The organism is Acinetobacter sp. YH16051 (assembly GCF_013417135.1).
Lineage (GTDB): Bacteria > Pseudomonadota > Gammaproteobacteria > Pseudomonadales > Moraxellaceae > Acinetobacter > Acinetobacter towneri.
Window position 1 is genome coordinate 188893 of the sequence record NZ_VPEN01000003.1, and the last position, 26109, is coordinate 215001.

Consider the following 26109-nt stretch of genomic DNA (forward strand, 5'->3'; position numbering starts at 1 on the left):
TGCTTTGTGAGGATTTTTAGTTGAATTTGTGGTGGCTTTGTAAAATATGCGTTAAAAATTGCAGCAAAAAAGCATTTATAAAATTCAATAAAAATAATGATCTATACTATTTTGAAAATAAATGCTGCATGACTTGAGAGATTGTGCAAAAAAACGTATAAAGGAAGTGGAAAGAGTTAAATTTTCTTTCCTTTGTCACAATGTAAGATGATAATTCAATCGAATCATCTGCAAGATATGTTTTTTCGATGAAATTAGGCAATATTTGGGTTAAACCTGTTTATTTTCTAGAAAAATTAGGTATTATCCCGCTTCCTAGTCTTGAAGAACAAAACTCTATCTCGCTAGATCAAAAAAGCACCGAGTCAAAGGACCGCAAGTCACCAGACTTATTTCTTTCAACCCATATCAGAGATGGTAATTCGATATGAGCGTTACTTCTGTAAACCCTGCCAACCATTCCACAAACGAATACTACTTGACTCGCCAAAGTCAGATGGAATCGAATGTGCGTAGTTATCCTCGTAAATTACCGTTAGCGATAGCGAAAGCACTGGGTTGTTGGGTTACCGATGTTGAAGGTACTGAGTACCTAGATTGTTTGGCTGGGGCAGGGACCTTGGCATTGGGTCATAACCATCCTGCGGTGGTTCAAAGCATCCAAGACACTTTAGCGAGTGGTTTGCCATTACACACCCTAGATTTAACGACACCTTTGAAAGATGCTTTTACTGAAGCGTTGCTTTCACACATGCCTGGCGGCCAAGAAGAGTACTGCTTACAATTCTGTGGTCCTACAGGTGCAGATGGCACTGAGGCTGCAATTAAACTGGCAAAAACCTACACAGGTCGTAGCTCAGTTATTAGTTTCTCAGGTGGCTATCATGGTATGACACATGGCTCATTGGCCATGACAGGTAACCTGTCTGCAAAAAATGCAGTAAATGGTTTAATGCCTGGTGTTCAATTTATGCCGTATCCGCATGAATACCGTTGCCCACTTGGCATTGGTGGCGAAGCGGGTGTAGATGCGTTAACGTATTATTTTGAAAACTTTATTGAAGATGTAGAAAGCGGTGTCACTAAGCCTGCAGCTGTAATTCTTGAAGCAATTCAGGGTGAAGGCGGTGTTGTGACTGCACCAGTAAAATGGTTGAAGAAAATCCGTGAAGTGACTGAAAAGCACAACATCGTTTTAATTCTAGACGAAGTACAAGCGGGCTTTGCACGTTCAGGCAAAATGTTTGCATTTGAACATGCAGGTATTGAGCCAGACGTGATTGTTATGTCTAAAGCTGTTGGTGGTGGCTTGCCATTAGCTGTACTTGCTATTAAACGTAAGTTTGACGCATGGCAGCCTGCAGGTCACACGGGTACTTTCCGTGGTAACCAATTGGCAATGGGTACTGGTCTTGTGGTGCTTAAAACCATTAAAGAACAAAACCTTGCACAAAACGCGCAAGAGCGTGGTGAGTTCTTACAAGCTGAATTGAAAAAATTAGCTGTTGAATTCCCATGTATTGGTAACGTGCGTGGTCGCGGTTTAATGATTGGTATCGAAATTGTAGATGAACGCCAAGAAAAAGACCGTTTAGGTGCTTATCCAGCAGATTCTCAATTGGCTGCTGCTGTTCAAGCTGCATGTTTTGACAACAAATTGTTGCTTGAGAAAGGTGGTCGTGGTGGTACGGTAATCCGTTTACTTTGCCCACTCATCATTACTCAAGAAGAGTGTGTAGAAGTCATCGCTCGCTTCAAGAAAGCAGTTGCTGAAGCGTTAGTCGCAGTTCGAGGCGCATAAGTTTATGGTAGATTTTGCAGAACATCGTAAAGCGTTACTCTGCAATGATGCTCAATCCATTGCTGACTACAGTGAAGCAATGGAACAAGCGACTCAAGCAGTCGCGGCATGGTTGCAAAATGACAAAATGTACACAGGCGGTAGCATTAAAGAATTGCGTGAAGCGATTTCTTTCCAGCCTGCAAAACAAGGTTTGGGTGTACAAAAGTCATTGGAACGCATGGTTGAGCTTTTCTTAAACAAAAGTTTAAAAGTTCATCATCCACATTCTTTGGCACATTTGCATTGTCCAACTATGGTGGCAAGCCAAATTGCAGAAGTTCTCATTAACGCAACCAACCAATCTATGGACTCTTGGGATCAAAGCCCTGCAGGTTCATTGATGGAAGTACAACTAATTGACTGGTTACGTCAAAAAGTTGGCTATGGTGCAGGTCAAGCGGGCGTGTTCACTTCAGGTGGTACGCAGTCTAACTTGATGGGTGTGTTATTGGCGCGTGATGCGTGTATTGCAAAGAACTGGAAAGATGAAAACGGTAATCCGTGGTCTGTTCAGCGCGATGGTATTCCAAGCGATGCAATGCGTAATGTGAAAGTCATTTGTTCTGAAAATGCACACTTCTCTGTGCAAAAGAACATGGCGATGATGGGTATGGGCTTCCAATCGGTTGTTACTGTACCTGTTAATGAAAATGCACAAATGGACGTGGTTGCACTTGAGCAAACCATGGCGCATTTAAAATCTGAAGGTAAGATCGTTGCGTGTGTGGTTGCGACTGCAGGTACAACCGATGCAGGCGCGATTGATCCGCTTAAAAAGATTCGTGACATCACTAATCAATATGGCGCGTGGATGCACATTGACGCAGCTTGGGGTGGTGCATTAATTCTTTCTAACAGTCATCGTGACATGCTTGATGGTATTGAGCTGTCTGATTCTGTGACACTGGATTTCCATAAGCATTACTTCCAAACTATTTCGTGCGGTGCGTTCTTACTGAAAGATGAAGCGAACTATCGTTTCATGCACTATGAAGCAGAATATTTGAACTCTGCTTATGATGAAGAACATGGCGTACCAAACTTGGTGTCTAAGTCATTGCAAACAACGCGTCGTTTTGATGCGTTGAAACTTTGGATGACGATTGAAGCATTAGGTGAAGAGCTTTACGGTTCTATGATTGATCATGGTGTGAAGCTAACCTGTGACGTTGCTGATTATATTAAAGCGACTGCAGGTTTAGAATTGTTGGTTGAACCACAATTTGCTTCAGTGTTGTTCCGTGTTGTGCCTGAAGGTTATCCTGCAGAGTTCTTGGATAGCTTGAACCAAAACGTGGCAGATGAATTATTTGCACGTGGTGAGGCCAATATTGGTGTAACTAAAGTCGGTAATGTTCAATCATTGAAGATGACGACTTTAAGTCCAGTGGCAACACTTGAAAACGTGAAAAACTTGTTAGGCCTAGTATTGGCAGAAGCAGATCGCATTAAAGATGCGATTGTCGCGGGTACTTATACGCCACCAATCGACTAATGCTTTCATTATTCAGATTGTTATGAAATACAACAAAAGAAGTCACTACGGTGGCTTTTTTTGTGTCTGATTAAAAAATATTGCAGTGAAGTGTTGTACCGTTCTTGCTTGAATTTTGTGATGGATTGGGTGTTTTGGGCTCAAATAATGCACTGCGGATGTCATAAAAATTACGCAATTGGCGAATAAACCATCAATTTTGGTAGAAAAAACCATAAATAATGATGACATTGGCATGAATTATTACAATTTGAAATTTAAATACTGAAAAAAATAAGCACTCTAGTGTTTTATTAGTTATTGATTTTAAATCATTTAAAAATTATTTCAGATACGAAAAGCAAATATAACCAAAGCGTAACAAAGCTGTAACATGGTTGTCATATTATAAAACCACAATGCAGTTATCGAAATAAGTACAAAACTTAATAACAAGTGACGTACTCCGAACTTGCATACTATGAGAGAGAACAGAATGCGCTTTACTAACATCGCCATTGCTTTAGCCGTATCTGCAGCAGCTGTAACAACTGCTAACGCAGCTCGTGACACCATCCAAATCGCGGGTTCTTCAACCGTTCTACCATACGCAAGTATTGTAGCAGAAGAATTTGGTAATACTTTCCCACAATTCAAAACTCCAGTTGTTGGTTCAGGCGGTTCTTCAGGTGGTTTGAAGCAGTTCTGTACAGGTGTGGGTGATAACACAATCGACATCGCGAACTCATCTCGTAAAATTAAAGATTCAGAATTAGCTGCTTGTAAAAAAGCAGGCGTAAACCAAGTTTTAGAAATTAAAATTGGTTACGACGGTATCGTATTTGCTTCTAACGCAAACAAAGCGGCTTACAAATTAAAGCCTTACCATGTATATGCAGCAATTGCAGCTCAATTACCATCTAAAGGTAAAATGGTTGCTAACCCATATACAAGTTGGAACCAAATTGACAAAACACTTCCAAACGAGCCTATTACACTTGTAATTCCAGCGTCTAACCACGGTACACGTGAAGTGTTCCAAGAGAAAATGGTTGATGCAGGCTGTGAAGCTTATGCTGCAATCAAAGCATTAGACAAAGATGCGCAAAAGAAAGTGTGTACTACTTTCCGTAAGGATGGTCGTGTAATCGAAATCGCGGGTGACTACACAGAAACACTGGCACGTTTGAAAACTTCTCCAAGCGCAGTAGGTGTATTCGGCTTAGGTTTCTATGACCAAAACCGTGACCGTTTACGTGTTGCAACTGTAAACAACGTAGCGCCATCTGAAAACACAATTTTAAATGGTTCTTACCCTGTATCACGTCCATTGTTCTTCTACGTGAAAGGTGAGCACCTTAAATCAATCAAAGGTTTACCGCAATTTACTGAATACTTCTTGAGCAAGAAAGTATCTGGTAAAGGTTCTAAATTAGACAAAGTAGGTTTGATCTCTATGTCTGACAAAGAGCGTGCACAAGTTCTTGCTAACTTCAAAGCTGGTAAAGCGGTTAAGTAATTTGAGTTAAAGCAGCTGATGGCAGGGAACAACCTGCCATCGGCTTTTTGCTAAGAAATGTTTTTTCAAAAACACAAATTGAAAAAACAGTGGAGAATACATGAATCTGCTACTCATAGGTGTGTTATTGGCGATTATCGCCGTAGCCTATCAAATCGGGTTAAGCAAGAGCCGTAACCTAGCAGGTAAGGGAAATAACTCTGCAATGTTACATTCACGCCCAGGATATTATGGCGCGTTGGTAGCATTATGGTGTGGTATTCCTGCTTTTTTAATTTTGATTGTTTGGAACTTGGTTGAACCAAGTATTCTAGAGCAAGTGGTAATTAATAATGTGCCAGCGCACATTGCTGCAAGCCTAGACCCTGCAAGTACAAGTGTTTTGGTTGATCGCGTACAAGCCATTGCATCTGGTTTTGGTGTAAGTGATACACCTGCTGCATACGAAGTTGCAGCGGCAGAGCAATTAGCGAAAATTGAAACCATTGGTTCTTATGCCAAACTTGCGGTGGTGATCTGTGCGGCCTTATTTGGTTTGCTGTGGGCAAAGAAACGTGTTTCACAACAATTCCGCGCACGTAACCAAGTTGAAAAAATCATCAACATTTCTTTGGCATTATGTTCTGGTGTTGCGATTCTAACTACGGTTGGTATTGTGATGTCCATGTTCAGTGAAGCGATGCGATTCTTTAGTTTCGTTAGCCCACTGGATTTCTTCTTTGGTACAGTCTGGAACCCTGGTTTTAGCACCTCGGGTAGTGCAGATGGCAGTTATGGTTTACTTCCATTACTGTGGGGCACATTGATGGTGAGTGGTATTGCTTTATTAGTTGCAGTACCTATTGGTTTAATGATCGCCATTTACCTTGCAGAATATGCATCGCCTAAATTCCGTGCATGGGCAAAGCCGACCATTGAAGTTTTAGCAGGTATTCCGACCATTGTGTACGGTGTATTTGCCATGATGATCATTGGTCCGTTCCTTAAAACAGCGGGTGCAATCATTGGACTAGATATTAATGCCACGAGTGCATTAACCGCTGGTTTAGTGATGGGTATTATGATCATTCCTTTTGTATCTTCATTGTCTGATGACATTATTACGCAAGTGCCGCGTGCGCTACGTGATGGTTCTTTAGGCTTAGGTGCAACCAAATCTGAAACCATTCGTCGCGTGGTGATGCCAGCTGCATTACCAGGGGTGATTGGTGCATTCTTACTTGCTGCGTCACGTGCAATTGGTGAAACCATGATTGTGGTGTTGGCTGCAGGTAATAGTCCTTTACTACACGCAAACCCATTAGAAGCGGTATCTACGGTTACGATTACGATTGTGAACCAATTAACAGGTGATACAGATTTCGCAAGTCCGCAGGCATTGGTTGCTTTCGCACTTGGTTTGACCCTGTTCGTGATTACCTTAGGTTTGAACATTGTTGCACTATACATTGTGCGTAAATATCGTGAGCAATACGACTAATGAGTACTTCAAATACATCGTCTTTGGATCAGTTAGATCCACAAGCTGCTGCCGAATTACGTGAACAACGTAAAAAAACCATCGCCAGTTCATTGGGTAAGCGTCATCGTAAGGAAAAAACCTTCCGTTTGATGGGGTTCTCGGCAGTTATTGCAGGTTTATTCTTTGTCGTATTGTTATTCGGCAGTATCTTATCTAAAGGTTTGCCTGCGTTCTGGCAAAGCAGCATGAGCCTTCCAATTTACTTCGATCCAGCGATTGTCAATGCAGGTCCAAAACCTAAGGCGATTGCAGGCGAGTCACCAGCACAATACGAAGACCGTATGATTGCGTGGCAAACCGAAATGGGTATGGTCGATTGGGATGCTTTAATTGTGAATGGTATTGTAGCGAAAGACAAAGCGCTAGAAGCTAAGCGTGATGATCTTGGTTACTTATATACCAGTTCTGAAGCATACCGTCTTCGTGACATGGTCTTGGCAGATCCTTCTTTAATTGGCCAAACCAAAGAAGTGAAAGTGCTTGCAGATGCCAACGTCGATGTATGGCTAGAAGGCAAGATTGACCGCAGCTTACCAGATGAGCAGCAACAATTAAGCCCTGAAGTACGTCAATTGGCAGATCAGCTCGAATCACAAGGTATTATTGAAAGTACTTTCAATACCAATATTTTTGTTAGCCCAGACTCACGTAGTTCTCCAGCGACTTCTGGTTTGGCAGGTGCATTCATGGGTTCATTATTCATGATGCTGATTGTGATCTTTATTTCGATTCCAATTGGTGTTGCATCAGCAATTTACTTAGAAGAATTTGCGCCAAAAAATGCGATTACTGATATTATTGAAGTGAACATCAATAACTTGGCCGCTGTACCTTCTATTGTATTTGGTTTGTTGGGTGCTGCGATCTTTATTGGTTGGATGCATTTACCATTGTCTGCACCATTGGTCGGTGGTTTGGTACTGAGTTTAATGACTTTACCAACCGTGATTATTACCACGCGTGCATCATTAAAAGCAGTGCCACCGTCTATTCGTCAAGCTGCTTTAGGTTTGGGTGCTTCTCGTTTACAAACTGTGTTCCACCACGTACTCCCACTTGCATTGCCGGGTATTTTAACGGGTGCAATTATTGGTGTCGCACAAGCTTTAGGTGAAACCGCACCATTGTTATTAATTGGTATGAGTGCTTTCGTTGCCAGTGTACCAGCAACTCCACTTGATCAATCTACTGCGTTACCTGTGCAAATTTTCTTATGGCAGGGTAATGAATTGCGTAACTTCTTCGAGGGACGTACCGCTGCAGCCATTATCGTACTACTTGCGCTAATGATTGGCTTAAACAGCCTTGCAATTTGGTTACGTAAGAAGTTTGAAGTACGCTGGTAATTGAGGGCAGAGAATATGAATACTGTAGTAAGCCCAGAAAAACCGAATTCCTTAGAACAGGATAAGCAAGTGAATCCACAACAAAGCCAATTTACATCTACCCATGTAGAACAGAAGCAATCATCGACTTCGTTTGTTTCACAATTTGATACGCAAACTTCAAGCAAAAAAGAAGCGAAATCTTCAAATGTAAAGTTAAGCACCAATGACGTGCATGTGTATTATGGTGAATCTGAAGCGATTAAAGGTATTGATTTAAATATCTATGAAAATGAAGTGATTGCCTTCATTGGTCCATCAGGTTGTGGTAAATCTACGTTCTTGCGTACTTTAAACCGTATGAACGACACGATTGATAGCTGTCGTGTAACGGGTAAAGTAATGTTGGATAACCAAGACATTTATGACCCGAACCTTGACGTGGTGTTATTACGTGCGCAAGTGGGCATGGTGTTCCAGAAGCCAAACCCATTCCCTAAATCAATTTTTGAAAACGTGGCTTATGGCCCTAAACTACATGGTTTAGCACGTGATAAGTACGATTTAGAAGAAATTGTTGAAAACAGCTTACGTAAAGCAGGTTTGTGGGATGAAGTGAAAGATCGTTTGAATCAACCAGGCACAGGTCTTTCTGGTGGTCAGCAACAACGTCTTTGTATTGCGCGTACCATTGCGGTAAGTCCAGAAGTAATTTTGATGGATGAACCATGTTCGGCACTTGACCCAATTGCAACGGCAAAAGTAGAAGAATTAATTTCTGAACTTTCTACTCAATATACAATTGCAATTGTAACGCACTCTATGCAACAGGCAGCACGTGTATCTGACCGTACTGCATACTTCCATTTGGGTGATTTGATTGAAGTGAATGCAACTGAAAAAGTATTTACTCAGCCAGACCATCAATTAACAGAAGCATATATTACAGGTCGTTTTGGTTAATTTTCAAAATCTGTATAAAAGGACCGCAAATCAAACCGATTTGCGGTTTTTTTATGACGAATGTTTAGTACCTAGCATGATTTTGCTTTTGCACAAATTAAACGGTAATGAGATTTAAAATCGATTAAATTAAGCAAATCAACAAGGTGATATTGAATTTTTAAGTTCAGCCCTCATCTTAAGCTAAGCACAAATAAAATTGAGAATTGCGGATCTATGTTATTTCATTTACCTAAATTACCTGCCGAAATTCGTATTAGCCATTTAAATGCGCGAATTAACGAACAACGAAAAAAAATTGCGCAAACTACGGCATCTAAACTTGAGTTGTTGCAACTTAGCCAACAAATGGCACGTGAAGCACGAGCCCGTAAAAAGAACAATCAAAAAATTTATGTACTTGACTTTAAAGGCGATACAGCCGCATCAGCAGTAGAGCAATTACGTGAAGAAATCACTTTGGTTTTGGCAACAGCAAAAGCAGGTCGTGACCGTGTGGTGGTGCGCCTAGAAAGCCCTGGTGGCATGGTACATGGCTATGGACTTGCTGCTGCTCAATTGGTGCGTTTACGTGATGCAGGATTTCATTTAACCATTTGTGTCGATAAAGTTGCGGCAAGTGGTGGCTATATGATGGCATGCATTGGTTCAGAAATTGTGTCAGCGCCATTTGCGATTTTGGGTTCTATTGGGGTAGTGGCACAAGTACCGAACTTTAATCGCTTGCTGAAAGAAAAAAATATAGATTTTGAGATGTACACCGCAGGTGAATATAAACGCACCGTGACCATGTTTGGTGAAAATACCGCAGAAGGCAAAGCAAAATTTGAACAAGAGTTGCAGCAAACCCATATTCTGTTTAAGCACTTTGTTGAAAAGTACCGCCCACAACTGAATGTTGAAAAAGTCGCAACAGGTGAGCATTGGTATGGTCAGGATGCTTTAGATTTAAATTTGGTGGATAAACTACAAACCTCAGATGAATACTTACTGAGCTTATTGCCACAGCATGATATTTATGTGATTCAAACTCGTAAAAAGCCAACTTTGGGTGAAAAACTGGGTTTGCAAGCTGCACAAATGGCAGACAGCCTGATTCCTGCGGTGATGAATAAACTGGTTGATAGTCTAAGCAAAGCCAACAGCAGTTTGCTACAAATTCGTGATCCTAAACTGTAATAGAGATTATCTAACTTCTAAAATTTATCTAAAAATTGCGCTCAATTGAGCGCAATTTTTTTATTCACTTTTATTCAAAAATATAGGGTCTTTGATTTAAGCATCTTAATTTTCAATTCAGCTTGATGTTATATCTTTGTGATAAGAACAAAACTACCTTGATAGGTTGAATATGCAAACAAATATTGTGCCCGCGAAGCAATCAACATCTACAGATTTAATGATTCGTTTTTTGCATGTGGTGATGCTGCTAAGTTTTACAGGGGCTTATTTAACAGGTGATGCGGAAGAATGGCATCAGTTACATATGGCTTTTGGCTATACGTTGGGGATTAGTTTAGCTTTACGAATTGTATGGCAGGTGTTGAGTATGTTGAACAGCACACAGCCGACAGGAATTTCTAAACGTTTAGGCATGATTCAACAATTTGTAAAACGCTATTGGAAACAGCCACAGCAGTTTTTTTCATTGCAGTTTTTAAAGTCAGGCAGTTCCAGTGCGTTTCAATTCAGTATTTTGTTGATTTGGCTGGCTTTGCCTTTAACCGTGTTGGCTGGGTTTTTCACCGATTATACCCAAAGTCATACCTTAAAAGAGGTGCATGAATTTGCTGCAAATTTATTCTTAGCTGCAGTGTTGATGCATTTAGCAAGCTTAACTTTAAGCAGCGTATTGTTTAAAAAATGGCTTGCCAAAACCATGTTTTGGGGTTCAGGTAAACCTGCAGTATTAACGGTGTTGATCTGGATGATTTCAGTCGCAAGTTTAGCTGGCTTCTGGTGGTGGTATTGGCAATAAATTTGGATTTAGTACGAAAGAGGCATCCTGTTAGGGTTTCTTGATCAAGTAGAAGCATCCCATCAGCATTGCTCCTATCGTTGCTAAAAGCATATCCATGTGTGCATCCCAAATATCACCTTGCTGACCATTATAATTTTCAGCATCTTCTGGCGATAAGCCAAGCGCAATGAGCCATTCCACCCATTCATAAATTAAACTGCTTGCCATGATAAATTGAATGACCAAAAGATATAAAACGATAGGTTTGTTTTTTGGAAACCAGACTTCAAACAAGCGCAATAAAACAGGATAGAGCAAAATACCATAAGCCAAATGCACAAAACGGTCATACATATTGCGTGACCAACCCATGCTCTGATCTAAATTGAAGCCAAAGCTGTGCAAAATCCAATCATTATAGGGCACATAAGAATACAGATAATGTGCTCCGACAATATGAATCAGTAAAAATATTAAATACAGCACAAAGCTAGAAAAACTCAGTCCTACTTTTTTAAACGCAATCAATAAAGCCGCGAGCATAAAAACTGTGCCTGCCTGATGCAGTAGATACGATTCAAATTCCAGTGGTTGAATACTGGCAGCAAGCATGGCGAGTATAACCAAGCCTAAAGCACAGTAATGTTGAATGCGGAATTGATTTTGCATGTGATGTTTAAGTTGGAAGATTTGTTTTATTCTAATAAAAATGCGAAGCCGAAGCTTCGCATTTTTGTATTGTGATGAATGCTTTTACAAATTAGATTTTAGCAATTAAATCTTGAATTTGTTTTGCTTGTTCAGCTGCATTACCTGTGTAAGTTGCAGGCGTCATTGTCGCTAAACGTGCGCGATCTGCTGCAGGAACGCCTTCCAACTCATTACCATTCACGAAATCTACCATCATGTCACGTGTCATAGCTTGACCACGTGTAAGAGCTTTTAATTTTTCGTATGGTTTTTCGATGTTATAACGACGCATCACAGTTTGAATTGGCTCAGCCAATACTTCTTGAGCATTGTCTAAATCTTCAAGAATACGTTGTGCGTTCAATTCAAGTTTGCCAATACCTTTAGAGCAAGCTTCAAATGCGATCAAGCTTTGTGCAAAACCAACACCCATATTACGCAATACAGTCGAGTCAGTTAAGTCACGTTGCCAGCGAGAGATTGGTAATTTTTCGCCTAAGTGAGCCAAGACTGCATTGGCGATACCCAAGTTACCTTCAGAGTTTTCAAAGTCAATTGGGTTTACTTTGTGCGGCATGGTTGAAGAACCAACTTCACCTTCTTTCAGTTTTTGCTTGAAGAAACCAAGTGAGATGTAGCCCCAAACGTCACGGTTGAAGTCGATTAGAATGGTGTTGAAACGACGTAGCGCATCAAACAATTCTGCCATATAGTCGTGTGGCTCAATTTGAGTCGTGTATGGGTTAAAGCTTAAACCTAAAGATTCTACAAATGCTTGAGAATGTGCAGGCCAGTTGATTTCTGGGTATGCAGAAAGGTGAGCGTTGTAGTTACCTACTGCACCATTGATTTTGCCCAAAAGCTCAACTTGCTTGAACTGTTTGATTTGACGTGCAAGACGATATGCCACGTTTGCCATTTCTTTACCCAAAGTTGTTGGGCTTGCAGTTTGACCGTGAGTACGTGACAACATTGGTTGATCTGCGTGTTTTTCTGCCAATGCAACAATCGAATCAATGATTTGCTGCATCGCTGCAACCAATACTTCACGACCATTTTTAAGCATTAAAGCATGTGACAAGTTGTTGATGTCTTCTGAAGTACAAGCAAAGTGAATGAACTCACCTGCATTTTTTAACTCATCAATGTTGGCAATTTTTTCTTTTAAGAAATATTCAACTGCTTTTACGTCATGGTTGGTGGTGCGTTCAATTTCTTTAATGCGGTTGGCATCATCTTCAGAGAAATCTGCAACAATTGCATCTAATGCAGCATTCGTTGCAGCACTGAAAGCAGGTACTTCGGTAATTTCAGGACGATTGGCAAGCGCTTGTAACCAACGCACTTCAACAGTCACACGAGCATGGATTAAACCAAACTCAGAGAGGAAAGGGCGGAGAGCATCACATTTGCTTGCATAGCGCCCATCTAATGGAGAAAGTGCGGTTAAAGCGTTCATATCGATTCCTTAAACTTTGGAATTAAACCTAAAACAAAAGCGTGTTCAGCATGGTTTAAACCACCTGATACTGTAAACGCGCCAGATCTTGAATATCACGTAATAATTTACGTTTGCTAAATACCATGCCCCATGAACTGCCACCAAGTTGACGCCAAAGGTGTGCCATTTGTAAGCCTGTAAAAAGCGAAGCTCGAATTCGGTTGGTATGTGCAGAATCCTTAAATGCTTCTGCATTGCCACGTACCATAATGCGCGGGTTAATTTGTCCCGCAGTATCGACATAGGTTTGGGCTAAATTGGCAATAATACTGGGATGCAAATAGTTATGATCAAAAAATGAAAGTTGTTTTAAGATTTTTTGCTGTGACTGCTCAATAATTTCGACGTATTTAGGATTGCTATACACTTTCTTTTCTAATTGTAAGAGTGCCATCGCATACGACATGGGTAGTTTGGTATTGGATAGTTTAGGTAAACGCGATTTAGGAGCAGTATTAAAAGGTTGGTTGATGCTGCTTTCTAGCGTTTTTAAACCCAAAGAAATATCGGCCAAATGATTAAAAAAATCCAAAGTTTGCGAACTGTGATTGCTACTTGGACGGATATTTAAACTGGCTTTAATTAATTGCTCAAAATAAAAGTTACCGCTTTCACCAATACTTTGTCTGCCTGTGAGTGCAGTCATGTGCGTGAGCTGGGTGGCTTGAAACACACCCGCTAACGCCAAGGCACGATTTTGGCGAACATTCAGAGTTGGTGACTGTTGAAACGGTAACTCTGTCATCCAAAACAATCCTTAAATAAAATCGGGTTTAGGTGCATTGGTATGGTGAATCACACCACCGCCTAAACACATTTCGCCTGAATAGAATACGACACTTTGACCAGGAGTGACTGCACGTTGTGGTTCATCAAATTCCACACGTACACCGCCAGGCATGCTGTCATCATTGAAAATTACACAGTCCTGATCATCTTGGCGATAGCGAGTGCGACAAGTACAACGGAAGCCTGACGCTGGAATTTCTTGTTCACCTGCCACCCAATCAATTGCTTCGCTCCATAAAATAGTGCTTTGCATGAGTGGATGTTCATGACCTTGACCAATCACTAAACGATTGTTTTCAATATCTTTATGCAGGACAAACCATGCACCTTCAGCAACACCTTTTAAGCCGCCAATACCAATCCCGCCACGCTGACCGAGCGTATAGTACATTAAGCCGTGATGTTCACCAACCTCTTTGCCATCGTCTAAAACAATTTTTCCAGCTTGAGCAGGCAAATATTGTTTTAAGAAATCATTAAAGCGACGTTCACCAATAAAGCAAATCCCTGTCGAGTCTTTTTTCTTGGCAGTGACTAAATCTAGTTCTTCGGCAATTTTTCGGACTTGCGGCTTTTCAATTTCGCCCACAGGGAACAAGGTTTTATTGATTTCACGACCATGCACTGCATGTAAGAAATAGGTTTGATCTTTATTTTTATCTAAACCACGTAACAGTGGAGCGTATGCTTCACCTTTGGAGTTGTACTGCGTTCCACCACGACGAGCGTAGTGACCTGTGGCGATAAAATCTGCGCCTAAATTCATGGCGTGATCTAAAAAAGCACGGAACTTAATTTCTTTATTACATAAAATATCTGGGTTTGGCGTGCGTCCTGCGGCATATTCGGCAAGAAAATGCTCAAAAACTCGATCCCAATATTCCATCGCAAAGTTGGCTGTATGCAATTTAATGCCTAGCTTGTCGCACACCGCTTGCGCATCGGCAAGATCTTCCATTGCGGTGCAATATTCGGTGCCGTCATCTTCTTCCCAGTTTTTCATGAAAAGCCCTTCAACTTGATAACCTTGTTGAAGTAGAAGTGCAGCAGAAACAGATGAATCTACACCACCTGACATACCGACGATGACACGTTGTTGCATAGGATTAGGCATCCAAACTAGAAATAAGGGGAGAATTTTGGTGCTCGTAAATGAGCGATAAAGGATAAGATTGACCACTGAGCGCATCTTGAACCGCTTTCAGTACCAACGGACTTCGGGCACGTGCTGATTCAGCCAGTTCATCTGCAGACATCCACACAGTACCGATAATATCGGAATCGAGCTGGGCTTGCGCATCATGTTGCAGCGATTCGGCTAGAAAGCAGAAGCGATAATAGGTGCGGTCAGGAAACATAGGCGGAGTATAGCTATAAATACCGAGTAAGGCATTAATTTTCACCCGATGCCCAGTTTCTTCCATGGTTTCACGTATTGCTGCTTCAATTAAGCTTTCGCCAGCTTCAACATGCCCTGCAGGCTGATTAAACACGCTATGCGTCACACCTTCTGTATGTTCTTCAACAAACAGGAATTTTCCGTTTTTTTCGATAACGGTGGCGACAGTAACGTGAGCAGTCCAAGCGGTCATTGAAAAGCACCATGGGGTAAAACGCATATTCTACAAAATTTAGGGGGATGTGGCTATGTTGAAAGGGGATTTCTTTAAAACTGTAAATGTAGGTTTGTGTAGTTGTGGGAAGATGTGAGGGGTACTTTGTTCTTTGATTCATTTGGTGATGCTGGATGTGATCTCATTTGCGCTAGGTGTTGTTGCCAAAGTCAAAGCTATTGCACAAATAGAAAAAGAGGCAGATATTGACCGTAAAGCTTTGTATAAAACTCTAAGTCAAGATTCAGCCTCTCGATTTGATAAGATTAATCATGTCATTCATACACTGAGTTTAAAATTAACGGTGCAGAACGTGTAATCCCTCAAATTACAACAATCAAAAAGAACTTTGAGGGGTGGATTATTGATAATTCCCCGCCACTTTTACATAGTGCCGTGCAGAATAAGGCAAAAACTCTTTTTCCTTGTCGGTTAAAGGACGAACTTTTTGCACAGGGCTACCCACGTACAAATAGCCACTTTCCAAACGCTTACGCGGTGGCACTAAAGACCCTGCGCCAATCATTACATCATCTTCAATAATGACATCATCCAAAACAATTGTGTTGATGCCCAATAACACCCGATTGCCAATGGTGCAGCCGTGTAAGGTCACACCATGTCCAACTGTGACATCTTCGCCAATAATCAGCGGTGAACCTTCAGGTTTGTCGGCTTTTTTATGGCTAACATGCAGCATGGCATGATCTTGCACATTGGAATTTTGACCAATCCGAATATGGTTAACATCACCACGAATCACGGCAAATGGCCAAACCGATACATTTGCGGCCAAATGCACATCACCAATCACCACCGACAATTCATCTACATAACAGCTTGCGTCAATTTTTGGGGTTTGCTCTAAATAAGCACGCACATTTTTTTTCATAATGGACAAATCTTTAGCTTATAAATTTAGGATTGAGGACAGTATAAAATAAAAAAGCACACATGCGGGCATGTGTGCTTTGCGCTTTAGTCTAAGCTTATGAATCTTAGAATAAGTTGCTAAAGAATTGTTTGATATGGTCTAGCATACGTGCAAAGAAACCCGCTTCTTCCACTTCCTGCAACGCCACCAATGGTTTTTCAGCAATCACTTTACCATCTAAGGTTGCGACATATTTACCAATCACTTGACCTTTTTTCAAAGGAGCAGTCAATTTAGGTTGAACCACCAATTGAGTTTTAATTTGGTTGGCTTTGCCTTTTGGCATGGTCACGTTAAAGTTTTCTGGCAAACCAATTTGTGCTTCTTTGCTTTTACCGTACCATACTTTTGCTTTAGCTAAGACTTGGTTGGCAGGCTGTACACGTACAGTTTCGTAGTTTGCATAACCCCAAGCTAACAATTCACGAGTTTGAGTTGCACGAGCTTGCATGGTTGGCGCACCAAAAATCACCGAAATTAAACGCATTGGGCCACGTTTAGATGAAGTGGTTAAGCAGTAACCCGCTTCGTTGGTATGACCTGTTTTTAAACCATCCACGCTTGGGTCGGTATATAACAGGGCATTACGGTTGCCTTGTTTAATTCCATTAAAAGAAAACTCTTTTTCAGAATAAATTGGGTAGTATTTTGAGCTGTCATGGATGATGTGCTGCGCTAAAGTCGCCATATCTTTTGCGGTAGAAAAGTGACCTTCAGCAGGCATACCCGTAGAGTTCATAAACTGGGTATTGCTCATGCCAATACGTTTGGCTTCTTCATTCATCATGTGAACGAATGTGCCTTCATTACCTGCAATGTGCTCTGCCATGGCTTTAGATGCATCGTTGCCCGATTGCACGATAATTCCGCGTAGCATTTCAAGTACGGTTGCTGTGCCATTTAAAGGAACATACATACATGATTCTGTGTTGCTGCCACGACACCATGCAGACTCATTCATGCGGACTTGTTCATCTTCCGTGAGTTCGCCTTTTAATAACTTTTGTTCAATGATGAAACTAGTCATCATTTTGGTCATTGAGGCAGGGGCGAGTTTTTCGTTTTCATTTTTTGAAGCTAAAATTTGTCCCGTCTCATAATCCATCAAAACGTATGATTTGTTATTGAGTTCTGGTGGTGTAGCTAAGACAGTTGCTGCATAAGAAAAGCTTGGTAATAGTAATAATGCAGCAAGGGCGCTTTTTGGGGTCATTCTAAGAGGTTCCAATACTTGAGGTATGCACAAAAGAGCTAGCATTTTAGGGCAAAGCTCAGCCGACTTCTATGGGAGAAATCGGCTTATTGATAAAAGTATTGTAACCAAATTGTATTATCTGCTATATGCTGTCAATTCTTGGCAAATTGCTTGGTTTTTGGCTGTTCCAGCAGCTTTGGCATCGGCACGGGCTTCTTTTAAAATTGGCTGGAAGCTTTTTTGTTTGCTGAGTTTACTTAAGGCAGTAACAGCGTCTTTTTCTTTAGGCATATATTCTTGGGCAAGTTTTGTATAACCCTGATGAAATTGATCTTGTTCTTTGACTAGTGAAGGGCAAACTTCAGATAACACATAAATAGCGGCTAATTCTTGCTGAGTCACTTGTTGTAATGGCGTCACTTCAATATTTTCTTCTTGCGCAATTACGGCTTGACTTAAACCCAAACTGAGCGCAACTGCGCCAAAAAAATGAACTGCACGTGAATTTTTTAAGCCAGAAAATTGCATATCAAGTACCTTAAATATTGTTTGAACTGAATCTACCGATTCATTTAAGTGCTTATAAGATGAATCATTTATTTGCGAATTGAAAGAGTGAAAATGTATTAAAGCTGTGTGATCTGAGCGCAAATCATGTATAAAAAGTGAAGATTAAAGTCTGAAATTTGAAAATCAGTGGCTTGATATAAAGCGTAAAATAATAGTGGAAAAATACCAGATATAAAAACTAAGCATAAAATTTAAGGCAAACTTTGAAAGTTTGCCTTAAAGGGTGAGTATGCAAAATTATTTACAGGCTCAAAATAGTATTTAAATCATGTGATTTAAAGTGCTAATTCTAAAGCTTCCTGACACACTACTTTTTGCTCTTCTTTGGCTGTATCTTTTGCTGCTTCACGCGCTTCAGCTAAAACGGATTGATATTCTGCGTCGGCTTGTAGTTTGGCAAGCGTCATGTTCGATTCTGAATAATCTTGTAGATAAGTTTGAATCAGTGCTTGAATATTGGCATCTAATTTTGCATTTTTTCCAATCAGTGCAGGGCACATTTCAGTCATGACTTGTGCCGCTGCAACATCTTCTTTCACAATCGTATTGGCTTCTGCTGCAGTCAAATCTTCTGCAATTACAGACTGCGTTAATACAGCAGCAAAACCTAGACCCAATAAACGACGAAATGACAAAGCTAAAATCATGAGAATCACATATATTTTTGGATGGATGTTAAGCGCTAAATATATATAATCTTTTGTATATTTCAATGAAATGTGCTGATCAGTCATTTTGTTGTCGTGTGCTTATTAAATGTGCTTAGGCATGAATCAGGCACAAACAAGTTTAAGATTGAACCGACGTTGCTATATTTTAGTATATAACCTTTATATTTGTTTTATCTGAGATTTTTCTGTGAATATTTTGATAGCCAATGATGATGGCGTGTTTGCACCTGGTATCCAAGCTTTGGCGAAAGCCTTAAAACCTTTGGGTCGCGTGGTGATTGTTGCACCCGAAAGTGAACGCAGTGGTTTTTCGAGTGCGCTGACTTTAGACCGACCATTACGTCCTGTGCAAATTGCTGAAGATGTCTGGGCAGTGAATGGTACACCTGCAGACTGTGTCTATTTGTCGATGAATGGATTGTTCGATTTCGAATTTGATTTGGTGGTCAGCGGCATTAACAGCGGTGCAAATCTAGGGGATGATGTACTGTACTCAGGCACAGTCGGTGCGGCATTTGAAGGACGTTTGATGAAACAGCCTGCGATTGCGGTATCACTTGCAGGGCATAATGTACGTGCTTATCAGCATCCGCAAGATTATATGCAGGCAGCGCAGTGGGTACATGACTTTATTGCTCAAGGTTTACCAAGTTTACCTGCACGACATATTTTTAATGTGAATATTCCAGATGTGCCAGTGTTGCAGGGCACAAAAATTACCTATCAAGGACAGCGTACCCAATCTAAGCCAATTACTAGTCAGGTCGATCCACGAGGGCGTCAAGTGTATTGGATTGGTTTGTCGGGCGAGGCAGTGGCTGCACCGAAAAAAGGCTTAACTGAAATTGAGTCTGATTTTTTTGCGGTAGCAAATGGCTATGTCAGCGTGACACCAATTCAGATGGATGCCACCAATTATGACGTTTTGCAATCATTGCACAGTCAATTTTCCCAAATTGGCTAACTAATGTTATAACTTTGTGAAAAAGTAGCTTGTAAGCCTCATTACAAGGACTTTTTTGCTACTCTTAGCGCAATAGAAAATATTTAGAATTTGTAGAGAGGAAAGAATGCCTGTGGTGTTTCAGTATCGTTTATTTAGCACACCAACAGCATTGTTGAAAACCTTAGTGTTATCAAGTGCTGTTGTGGCTACCGTCGTGTTGAGTGGTTGTGCCTCTAAACCTCAAGTGAATAATTCTGCGCGTTATGCAACAGCGCCGAATTTTTATACTGTGCGTTCGGGTGATACTTTAAGTGGTATCGCTGCACGTTATGGTTTGAGCTATCTCAGCATTGCAGAAATGAATGATATTGCACCGCCGTATCGTATTTATGTCGGGCAGTCGATTCGTTTGAAAGCGGGCAATGCACCACGTACAACAAGCACTCGCCCTGTAACACAGGCTGCACCAATTCAACGTCAAACAGTCACATTACCAACGACACCTGTGACACCTGCACCGGTAACATCGACTACAACCACGACCACTAGCTCAACCACACCAAGTACACCTGTGCGTAGCAGCACATTGCGCTGGGTGAAACCATCACAAGGTGCTGTGATTGCACAGTTTAATTTGGCAAGTAATATCAAAGGAATTCGTTACGGTGGCAATGTGGGCGATCCAATTTATGCCGCAGCAGATGGGCAGGTGGTTTATGCTGCAGATGGATTAAAAGAATATGGGAACTTGATTTTAATCAAGCACATTGATGGTTATATCACCGCCTATGCACATAACAGTAAGATGAATGTGAGCAGTGGTCAAAATGTCACAGCGGGTCAAAAGATTGCTGAAATGGGTTCTTCTGGTGCAACACGTACCATGTTGGAGTTTCAGGTACGTCTAGATGGCAAGCCAATCAATCCAACTAATGTTTTACCAATAAATTAAATATCACGAATACAAAGCATAAATTTCACCGTATAATACAATAAGTTGCTTTTATCGATAGATGAGGGCAACGATTATAATTTCAGAGGGAATTTATGTTAGATCAACTTCGAGCAATGGGTGTATTTGCTTGTGTTGTTGAAAAAAGCTCGTTTAGCGGTGCAGCACGTGATTTAGGGATCACCACCAGCGCCGTCAGTCAGCAAATCCGTTCACTAGAACAAGATATGGAAGTCACGCTTCTGCATCGTTCTACTAGAAAACTGAGTTTGACTGAAGCAGGACAAGCTTTTTTCCACAGTTGTCAAGAAATGCTCGCCGCTGCTGAGCGTGGTAAAATACGCATTAATGAGTTAAGAGATGATTTGGTCGGTGATTTAAGAATTGCCACCACTCCAGAATTAGCCGCGAACCATGTGATTCCCGCACTTTCTCATTGGCTGTCTGCCCATCGTGGCTTGTCTGTACATCTAGAAACCGACAATCAATACATTGACCTGATTGATGGTCGTATTGATATTGCGCTGCGTATGAGTCCAATAATTGAAGATCAAAACCAGCATGTGATTCCTATTGCACTTATTGACCAAGTTTTAGTCGCATCACCTAGTTATTTAAATCAAACCGCGCCCATTTCACGTCCTGAAGATTTAAAACATCACGAGTTAATTCCATTAACCATTATGAAGAATTTTCAGCAACTCAATTTTAAGCATATCAGCACTGCTGAAAATGTGGATGTAGAGTTGGGCTCGCGTCTATCGACCAATAATGTGTTGGTGTCTAAATCTTTGTGTATGCAAGGGCATGGGCTTGCGCGAATTTTGCATTTGGATATTCAAAAAGATTTGCTTAATGGCAGTTTGGTTGAAATTTTGCCTGAGTGGAAATTACCCGCATTTACCTTGTATGCAATCATTTCCAAACATGAGCAACAACCGATGAAAGTACATCGTTGTTTGGAAGCCTTAAAACAATATTTTTCTCAATTGCCGGGTGGGCGAGTGTTTCAAGAAGCATCTTAATTGAATGTTGATAATATACTGATCGACCATTTAGTTAGCAAAAAGCCGCAGTTCAAACTGCGGCTTTTTGTTAGGGATTTATTTAAGCCAAGAATTTTTTAATCATTGCTACAAGGCGTTCAATCAATTGATCTGCCTGGGCTTGAGTAATATTTAATGTTGGCAATAAACGCACTACAGAACCTGCAGTTACGTTAATAATCATTTTGTATTCATCGCGGGCAATATCGACCAACTCTGCACATGGTTTTGGTAATTCAATACCAATCATCAAGCCAAAACCACGCACGCTTACATTTTGGTCTGCGAGTTGTTGACGCAATTGTTCCACAATGTAGCCACCCATTTTTGCTGCATTTTCTACCAAGTTTTCTTTCTGGATGGTGTCAATAACAGTGTAAACCACGCGTGAACCTAACGCAGTACCACTGTAGGTTGAGCCATGATTACCAGCAGTAAGAACGCCCACACCACGACCTTGAGTCATGACTGCACCAATTGGGAAGCCATTGCCCAAACCTTTCGCTGTAGTCAATACATCAGGCACAATATTGGTGTGCTGATAAGCAAAGAATTTACCTGTACGACCATTTCCTGTTTGTACTTCATCCAGCATCATCAGCCAGTTGTGTTGATTACAAATACGGCGGATGTCTTCTAGGTAGCTAAAGCCTTGTGGTGCAGTATTCACACCGCCTTCACCCTGAATCGGCTCGACTAAAATAGCCACAATATCAGGATGCTGAATCGCAGCTTCTTCAATGGCTTCGACATCACCAAAAGGCACACGAATAAAGCCTTCAACCAAAGGTGCAAAACCTTCCTGAACTTTTTTATTGCCAGTTGCAGACAGGGTAGCCAAAGTACGACCGTGGAAAGAGTGATCTGCAACAATAATTTTAGGATTGGCTACGCCTTGCATATGACCGAATTTACGTGCAATTTTAATTGCACCTTCGTTAGACTCTGCGCCACTGTTTGAAAAAAACACTTCTTCCATGCCAGCAACTTGCGCCAATTTTTGTGCAGCAGCAGTCTGCCACGGCACTTCAAACAAGTTACTGGTGTGAATTAAGGTAGCCGCCTGATCTGCAATGGCTTCGGTAATTGCAGGGTGTGCGTGACCTAAACCACATACGGCAATGCCTGTAAGTGCATCTAAATATTCTGTGCCATCTTCAGTATAAAGATAAGAACCTCGACCGCGGACAAAGCTGATCGGCTGACGGCCAAATACAGGCATCAAATGTGATGGTTGATCAGTTTGCACAGGAGCAAGGGTAATGTTATTCATGACTAACTCTTATCTGTTAGGTTGGAGGGAAAAACTTATATAAGCAAAATCTACTGCAGATGAAAAGCCTAATTGTAAATAAAATTGGATTTATTGCTTTAGACGTACTGTTTTGCTCGGTTTTGGGTATAATGCCACACAGATGAGTTGAGGATTTACCAATGACTGAACAAGTACGCGATACCGAAGCGTTAATTCGTGAACAAATTGCTAAACATGCTGTTCTTCTTTACATGAAAGGCACACCACAATTTCCACAATGCGGTTTTTCTGCGCGCGCAGTAGAAGCACTCAGTCAAATTGGTCGTCCTTTTGCTTATGTGAATATTTTAGAAAATCAGGATATTCGTACCACTTTGCCAAAAATTGCCAACTGGCCAACTTTCCCACAATTGTGGATTAACGGTGAGTTGATTGGTGGTAGCGATATTATGTTGGATATGTTCCAGAAAGGTGAGTTAAAGCCTTTAGTTGAGCAATACAGCCCAGCACCTGAAGCTTAAAGTATTGGACTTGGGTCACACTAGACCAAAGTCATCCATACAAAAAAGTTGATATAAAAAAAGCGCCTTGGCGCTTTTTTTATATCTGGAATTCACTTGAATAGCTGATTTGAATCACTGCACTTAGTTTACCGCAGTACTTTCAGTTGCAAGTTCAGCAGTTTCAGCCGACTCAGCAGTGACTTCATCAGAAGTTGCCGCATCAGATGGTTCAGCCGATTTCTGTTTTTTCTTGGCTTTTTGCGCTTTTTCCTTTTTCTCTGGGTCTTTTTTGTCCTTTTCTTTCTTGGACTTTTTCTTTTTCTTTGGCTCTTCTTCAATTTCAGCACCATCTTCAATGGCTTGCCAATACTCAAGTTGTTCCATCACTGCAGCGTAAATTGAACCTTTACTGTAACGTCCTTTTTTAGTGAGTTTACCCACAGGACGCGCCATTAAAATTTCTAAGGCTTGGTCAATGGTATCAATGGCGTGAATGTGGAACTGACCTTGTTCTACCGCTTCAATCACATCTTTACGCAACATAAGGTGCTGCATATTTTGACGTGGAATAATCACGCCTTGCTTGCCAGTTAAACCTTGCAGTTTGCAGGCATCAAAGAAACCTTCAATTTTTGCATTCACGCCACCAATTGGCTGTACTTGACCAAGTTGGTTCATGGAGCCTGTAATGGCCCAAGATTGGTCAATAGGTAGTTGGCTGATTGCAGAAATCAAAGCAGAAAGCTCTGCCACTGTTGCACTGTCACCATCAACCTGACCATAACTTTGCTCAAAGGCAAGGGCAGCAGAAAAATGTAAAATTTGCTCACGGCCAAAATGTGCTTTGAGGAAACTGGCCATCAACAACACGCCTTTGGCATGTAAAGAACCGCCAAGTTCAACACTGCGTTCAATATCTAAAATATCGCCGCCGCCTTGATAGACTGAGGCGGTTAAGCGCGAAGGTAAGCCAAACTCGACATCGGCATAGTGAATGACCGACAGGGCATTAATTTGCCCTAAACGATGTCCGCGAGTTTCTATTAACTGCGTACCGCGTGATAAATCTTGCCAGTACAGTTCTCTTAAATAGCCTAAGCGATATTTGCGATGATCCAGTGCGGTATTGATATGCTGTTCGGAAACCGTTTTATCGCCCGCCTGTGCCGCATGGTGATGCGATTCACGAATTAAATCCCCCAAGGTGAGGGCATGTAAGGAGAGTGAGCTTTGATCTTCAGCTTGACGACTTGAGTCAGTAAGTAAAGCTGCCAAAGCAGAACGGTCAAATGGTAATAATTTGTCAGATTGCACATAGTCGGCAATCAGCTGCATATATGCCTGCTCGTTTTCGTCATTACGTTGTAATGTATCGGTAAAGTCGGCACGGATTTTAAACACGCTGCCAAGTTCGGGTTCTAGCTCTAAAATTTCATAATAAATTTCAGGCTCTGCCAGTAAAATCACTTTAATATTTAGTGGAATGGCTTGTGGTTCAATTGAAATGCTGCCTGTTAAAGTTAGCATGTGTTCCAAAGATGAAAGTTTCAATTGCCCCGATTTTAAAGCGCGTTTCAGTCCTTGCCATGCATAAGGCTGTTCCAGTAACTGCTCTGCTTCGAGCATCAAAAAGCCGCCATTGGCTTTATGTAAGCTACCTGCACGAATTAAGGTGAAGTCAGTGGTAATGGTGCCGTTTTGCGTGAGTTGTTCTACATGCCCCAATAAATTGTAATGGGTTGGAAAATCTTCAAAAATAACAGGTACACCGCTGTTGGGTTTGTGCGTCACAATAATATTGGCTTGGTAGCGCGCAGGAATACGGCTAAAGGTGCCAGGACGGAAATCATCTTCTTCCTGTTCTAAAACAAACTCGACATTATTAATAATATCTTCGGCATAGTATTGTAAATATTCAGTCAAACCTTCGACACTAGGATATTTATTGTGAATAATATCAATGCGTGGCATTACCACTTGTTTGGCAATATCACGGTTCAGGTCTTGTACTTTGTCACGTGCGTCATCTTCTAAATCGCCTAAATGCAAACCCAAACGCTCCAGTTTTTTATTCATATAACGAATATTGGACGCAATTTCTGCACGGGTTTTGCTGTCCAAGGCGTTAATATCTTCCTTAGACATTTCCTGCATTTTGTCATTTTTCAGATGCACGGGTACAAAGCAATGTTCATCTTCCTGCGCAATCAGTTTTAAATCGAGTTCTTCACCTTCACTGGTCAGCTCAATTAAGGCTTGTTGCTGTTCATCACCCGCTTGCTGACGAATCATTTCAATGCGGTTGTGATAGGTTTCTGCGGTAAAGCGACGTTCGAGTTGCTTTAAAATAGTTTGCCAAGTTTGATGTAACAAACTTTGAAATTTAGGCGCTTGACCTGCAGGCAGTTGCAAGGCAATCGGTTGGCGCGGGTGTTTGAAATTATTGACATAAACCCAGTCATTCGGTGTGGGCATGCTCTTGGCATGTTGCTGCAGCAAACGCTTGACCATGGTACGTTTGCCCAATCCCGCCGTACCCACTGCAAAAATATTGTAGCCAGAATATGGCAGGGAAATACCTGCTTCCACCGAAGCGCGTGCCCGATCTTGTCCTAAAAAATTATTCAGCGGTTTAATGCGTCGGGTCGAAGCGGGAATGTTATCGTAATTTGGAATATGGGTTAGTTGTGTTGCTTTGAGTCGTGTATTTTCTAAAGTCGTTTGTATTTCGCTTTGTTCAAAGGCAGAGCTGAGAAGCGGTTGTTGTTCATCTTGCGCTGCTGTTGTTGTGTTGGTTGTCATTGATGGGGTGATTTGATCAAGTCTTTGGGTCACTGT

General features: G+C 41.3%; 24 protein-coding genes. 13 read left to right on the top strand and 11 right to left on the bottom strand.

All coding sequences use genetic code 11. From position 1 onward, the window contains the following. Positions 1 to 427: 427 nt before the first annotated feature. The 8 genes from FTV41_RS04370 (at position 428) to FTV41_RS04405 (ending at position 10624) form a co-directional block, all read left to right on the top strand. Positions 428 to 1801, top strand: a complete 1374-nt coding sequence (locus tag FTV41_RS04370; RefSeq protein ID WP_168418176.1) for a diaminobutyrate--2-oxoglutarate transaminase — start codon at positions 428 to 430, stop codon at positions 1799 to 1801. 4 nt (positions 1802 to 1805) lie between these two features. Next, on the top strand, positions 1806 to 3338 hold the full coding sequence (locus tag FTV41_RS04375) for an aspartate aminotransferase family protein (protein WP_179996185.1): 1533 nt from the start codon (positions 1806 to 1808) through the stop codon (positions 3336 to 3338). A 475-nt stretch (positions 3339 to 3813) separates the two neighbouring features. Next, the gene (locus tag FTV41_RS04380) at positions 3814 to 4836 is read left to right on the top strand and encodes a substrate-binding domain-containing protein (RefSeq protein ID WP_179996186.1); all 1023 of its coding nucleotides are present in this window, start codon (positions 3814 to 3816) and stop codon (positions 4834 to 4836) included. 100 nt (positions 4837 to 4936) lie between these two features. Beyond that, positions 4937 to 6316, top strand: a complete 1380-nt coding sequence (pstC, locus tag FTV41_RS04385; RefSeq protein WP_004971674.1) for a phosphate ABC transporter permease subunit PstC — start codon at positions 4937 to 4939, stop codon at positions 6314 to 6316. Next, on the top strand, positions 6316 to 7704 hold the full coding sequence (pstA, locus tag FTV41_RS04390) for a phosphate ABC transporter permease PstA (RefSeq protein WP_167845916.1): 1389 nt from the start codon (positions 6316 to 6318) through the stop codon (positions 7702 to 7704). Before pstC ends, pstA begins: the two co-directional genes overlap by 1 nt. A gap of 15 nt (positions 7705 to 7719) precedes the next feature. Further along, entirely contained in the window at positions 7720 to 8646 is a 927-nt protein-coding gene (gene pstB, locus FTV41_RS04395) for a phosphate ABC transporter ATP-binding protein PstB (protein ID WP_218945146.1), read from the top strand. Positions 8647 to 8862: 216 nt separating this feature from the next. Further along, positions 8863 to 9825 carry a protease SohB gene (gene sohB / locus FTV41_RS04400; protein WP_179996187.1) on the top strand — a complete coding sequence of 321 codons (963 nt, stop codon included), beginning with the start codon at positions 8863 to 8865 and terminating at the stop codon, positions 9823 to 9825. Between the two features lie 172 nt (positions 9826 to 9997). Next, a complete protein-coding gene (locus tag FTV41_RS04405) occupies positions 9998 to 10624 on the top strand; it encodes a cytochrome b/b6 domain-containing protein (protein WP_179996188.1) in 627 nt (208 codons plus the stop codon). Positions 10625 to 10654: 30 nt separating this feature from the next. Here FTV41_RS04405 and FTV41_RS04410 read toward each other — a convergent pair whose 3' ends face one another. From FTV41_RS04410 to FTV41_RS04430, 5 genes are all read right to left on the bottom strand, one after another. Then, a complete protein-coding gene (locus tag FTV41_RS04410) occupies positions 10655 to 11275 on the bottom strand; it encodes a DUF2238 domain-containing protein (protein WP_004971662.1) in 621 nt (206 codons plus the stop codon). 91 nt (positions 11276 to 11366) lie between these two features. Then, a complete protein-coding gene (gene purB, locus FTV41_RS04415; protein WP_019837658.1) occupies positions 11367 to 12755 on the bottom strand; it encodes an adenylosuccinate lyase in 1389 nt (462 codons plus the stop codon). Positions 12756 to 12810: 55 nt separating this feature from the next. Beyond that, on the bottom strand, positions 12811 to 13542 hold the full coding sequence (gene hflD / locus FTV41_RS04420) for a high frequency lysogenization protein HflD (protein ID WP_004971659.1): 732 nt from the start codon (positions 13540 to 13542) through the stop codon (positions 12811 to 12813). A 12-nt stretch (positions 13543 to 13554) separates the two neighbouring features. Further along, the gene (gene mnmA, locus FTV41_RS04425) at positions 13555 to 14688 is read right to left on the bottom strand and encodes a tRNA 2-thiouridine(34) synthase MnmA (RefSeq protein ID WP_096901081.1); all 1134 of its coding nucleotides are present in this window, start codon (positions 14686 to 14688) and stop codon (positions 13555 to 13557) included. A gap of 4 nt (positions 14689 to 14692) precedes the next feature. After that, complete coding sequence (locus FTV41_RS04430) at positions 14693 to 15178, bottom strand: NUDIX hydrolase (protein WP_004971655.1); 486 nt, start codon at positions 15176 to 15178, stop codon at positions 14693 to 14695. Between the two features lie 133 nt (positions 15179 to 15311). On the opposite strand from FTV41_RS04430, the gene FTV41_RS04435 reads away from it, so the two are divergent. Continuing rightward, positions 15312 to 15518, top strand: coding sequence for a DNA-binding protein (locus tag FTV41_RS04435; RefSeq protein WP_104851773.1), 207 nt, complete (start codon positions 15312 to 15314; stop codon positions 15516 to 15518). A gap of 42 nt (positions 15519 to 15560) precedes the next feature. On the opposite strand, the gene FTV41_RS04440 is transcribed toward FTV41_RS04435, so the two are convergent. From FTV41_RS04440 to FTV41_RS04455, 4 genes are all read right to left on the bottom strand, one after another. Continuing rightward, positions 15561 to 16091, bottom strand: coding sequence for a gamma carbonic anhydrase family protein (locus FTV41_RS04440; protein ID WP_004971648.1), 531 nt, complete (start codon positions 16089 to 16091; stop codon positions 15561 to 15563). Positions 16092 to 16197: 106 nt separating this feature from the next. After that, positions 16198 to 17346, bottom strand: coding sequence for a D-alanyl-D-alanine carboxypeptidase PBP5/6 (gene dacC / locus FTV41_RS04445; protein WP_179996189.1), 1149 nt, complete (start codon positions 17344 to 17346; stop codon positions 16198 to 16200). 117 nt (positions 17347 to 17463) lie between these two features. Further along, positions 17464 to 17856 carry an MCR_0457 family protein gene (locus tag FTV41_RS04450; RefSeq protein ID WP_179996190.1) on the bottom strand — a complete coding sequence of 131 codons (393 nt, stop codon included), beginning with the start codon at positions 17854 to 17856 and terminating at the stop codon, positions 17464 to 17466. 317 nt (positions 17857 to 18173) lie between these two features. Then, the gene (locus tag FTV41_RS04455; protein WP_026438310.1) at positions 18174 to 18545 is read right to left on the bottom strand and encodes an MCR_0457 family protein; all 372 of its coding nucleotides are present in this window, start codon (positions 18543 to 18545) and stop codon (positions 18174 to 18176) included. A 211-nt stretch (positions 18546 to 18756) separates the two neighbouring features. On the opposite strand from FTV41_RS04455, the gene surE reads away from it, so the two are divergent. The 3 genes from surE (at position 18757) to FTV41_RS04470 (ending at position 21492) form a co-directional block, all read left to right on the top strand. Then, positions 18757 to 19533 carry a 5'/3'-nucleotidase SurE gene (gene surE, locus FTV41_RS04460; protein WP_096901077.1) on the top strand — a complete coding sequence of 259 codons (777 nt, stop codon included), beginning with the start codon at positions 18757 to 18759 and terminating at the stop codon, positions 19531 to 19533. A 106-nt stretch (positions 19534 to 19639) separates the two neighbouring features. Beyond that, positions 19640 to 20467 (top strand): peptidoglycan DD-metalloendopeptidase family protein, encoded by an 828-nt coding sequence (locus tag FTV41_RS04465; protein WP_096901076.1) that lies wholly within the window; start codon positions 19640 to 19642, stop codon positions 20465 to 20467. A gap of 95 nt (positions 20468 to 20562) precedes the next feature. Further along, complete coding sequence (locus FTV41_RS04470) at positions 20563 to 21492, top strand: LysR family transcriptional regulator (protein ID WP_131261144.1); 930 nt, start codon at positions 20563 to 20565, stop codon at positions 21490 to 21492. Positions 21493 to 21574: 82 nt separating this feature from the next. Here the strand turns inward: FTV41_RS04470 and FTV41_RS04475 are convergent, their stop codons facing one another. Further along, positions 21575 to 22786 carry an aspartate aminotransferase family protein gene (locus FTV41_RS04475; RefSeq protein ID WP_131261143.1) on the bottom strand — a complete coding sequence of 404 codons (1212 nt, stop codon included), beginning with the start codon at positions 22784 to 22786 and terminating at the stop codon, positions 21575 to 21577. Between the two features lie 161 nt (positions 22787 to 22947). On the opposite strand from FTV41_RS04475, the gene grxD reads away from it, so the two are divergent. Then, positions 22948 to 23289: a Grx4 family monothiol glutaredoxin gene (grxD, locus tag FTV41_RS04480; RefSeq protein ID WP_019837647.1), complete on the top strand. Its 342-nt coding sequence runs from the start codon at positions 22948 to 22950 to the stop codon at positions 23287 to 23289. Positions 23290 to 23412: 123 nt separating this feature from the next. On the opposite strand, the gene FTV41_RS04485 is transcribed toward grxD, so the two are convergent. Then, positions 23413 to 26106 (bottom strand): Lon protease family protein, encoded by a 2694-nt coding sequence (locus FTV41_RS04485; protein WP_179989877.1) that lies wholly within the window; start codon positions 26104 to 26106, stop codon positions 23413 to 23415. Positions 26107 to 26109: the final 3 nt, after the last annotated feature.

Excerpts from the sequence above, each read along its gene's own strand:
- FTV41_RS04370 (WP_168418176.1), top strand. The coding sequence starts at position 428 with ATGAGCGTTACTTCTGTAAACCCTGCCAACCATTCCACAAACGAATAC.
- FTV41_RS04375 (WP_179996185.1), top strand. The coding sequence starts at position 1,806 with ATGGTAGATTTTGCAGAACATCGTAAAGCGTTACTCTGCAATGATGCT.
- FTV41_RS04380 (WP_179996186.1), top strand. The coding sequence starts at position 3,814 with ATGCGCTTTACTAACATCGCCATTGCTTTAGCCGTATCTGCAGCAGCT.
- pstC (WP_004971674.1), top strand. The coding sequence starts at position 4,937 with ATGAATCTGCTACTCATAGGTGTGTTATTGGCGATTATCGCCGTAGCC.
- pstA (WP_167845916.1), top strand. The coding sequence starts at position 6,316 with ATGAGTACTTCAAATACATCGTCTTTGGATCAGTTAGATCCACAAGCT.
- pstB (WP_218945146.1), top strand. The coding sequence starts at position 7,720 with ATGAATACTGTAGTAAGCCCAGAAAAACCGAATTCCTTAGAACAGGAT.
- sohB (WP_179996187.1), top strand. The coding sequence starts at position 8,863 with ATGTTATTTCATTTACCTAAATTACCTGCCGAAATTCGTATTAGCCAT.
- FTV41_RS04405 (WP_179996188.1), top strand. The coding sequence starts at position 9,998 with ATGCAAACAAATATTGTGCCCGCGAAGCAATCAACATCTACAGATTTA.
- FTV41_RS04410 (WP_004971662.1), bottom strand. The coding sequence starts at position 11,275 with ATGCAAAATCAATTCCGCATTCAACATTACTGTGCTTTAGGCTTGGTT.
- purB (WP_019837658.1), bottom strand. The coding sequence starts at position 12,755 with ATGAACGCTTTAACCGCACTTTCTCCATTAGATGGGCGCTATGCAAGC.
- hflD (WP_004971659.1), bottom strand. The coding sequence starts at position 13,542 with ATGACAGAGTTACCGTTTCAACAGTCACCAACTCTGAATGTTCGCCAA.
- mnmA (WP_096901081.1), bottom strand. The coding sequence starts at position 14,688 with ATGCAACAACGTGTCATCGTCGGTATGTCAGGTGGTGTAGATTCATCT.
- FTV41_RS04430 (WP_004971655.1), bottom strand. The coding sequence starts at position 15,178 with ATGACCGCTTGGACTGCTCACGTTACTGTCGCCACCGTTATCGAAAAA.
- FTV41_RS04440 (WP_004971648.1), bottom strand. The coding sequence starts at position 16,091 with ATGAAAAAAAATGTGCGTGCTTATTTAGAGCAAACCCCAAAAATTGAC.
- dacC (WP_179996189.1), bottom strand. The coding sequence starts at position 17,346 with ATGACCCCAAAAAGCGCCCTTGCTGCATTATTACTATTACCAAGCTTT.
- FTV41_RS04450 (WP_179996190.1), bottom strand. The coding sequence starts at position 17,856 with ATGCAATTTTCTGGCTTAAAAAATTCACGTGCAGTTCATTTTTTTGGC.
- FTV41_RS04455 (WP_026438310.1), bottom strand. The coding sequence starts at position 18,545 with ATGATTTTAGCTTTGTCATTTCGTCGTTTATTGGGTCTAGGTTTTGCT.
- FTV41_RS04465 (WP_096901076.1), top strand. The coding sequence starts at position 19,640 with ATGCCTGTGGTGTTTCAGTATCGTTTATTTAGCACACCAACAGCATTG.
- FTV41_RS04470 (WP_131261144.1), top strand. The coding sequence starts at position 20,563 with ATGTTAGATCAACTTCGAGCAATGGGTGTATTTGCTTGTGTTGTTGAA.
- FTV41_RS04475 (WP_131261143.1), bottom strand. The coding sequence starts at position 22,786 with ATGAATAACATTACCCTTGCTCCTGTGCAAACTGATCAACCATCACAT.
- grxD (WP_019837647.1), top strand. The coding sequence starts at position 22,948 with ATGACTGAACAAGTACGCGATACCGAAGCGTTAATTCGTGAACAAATT.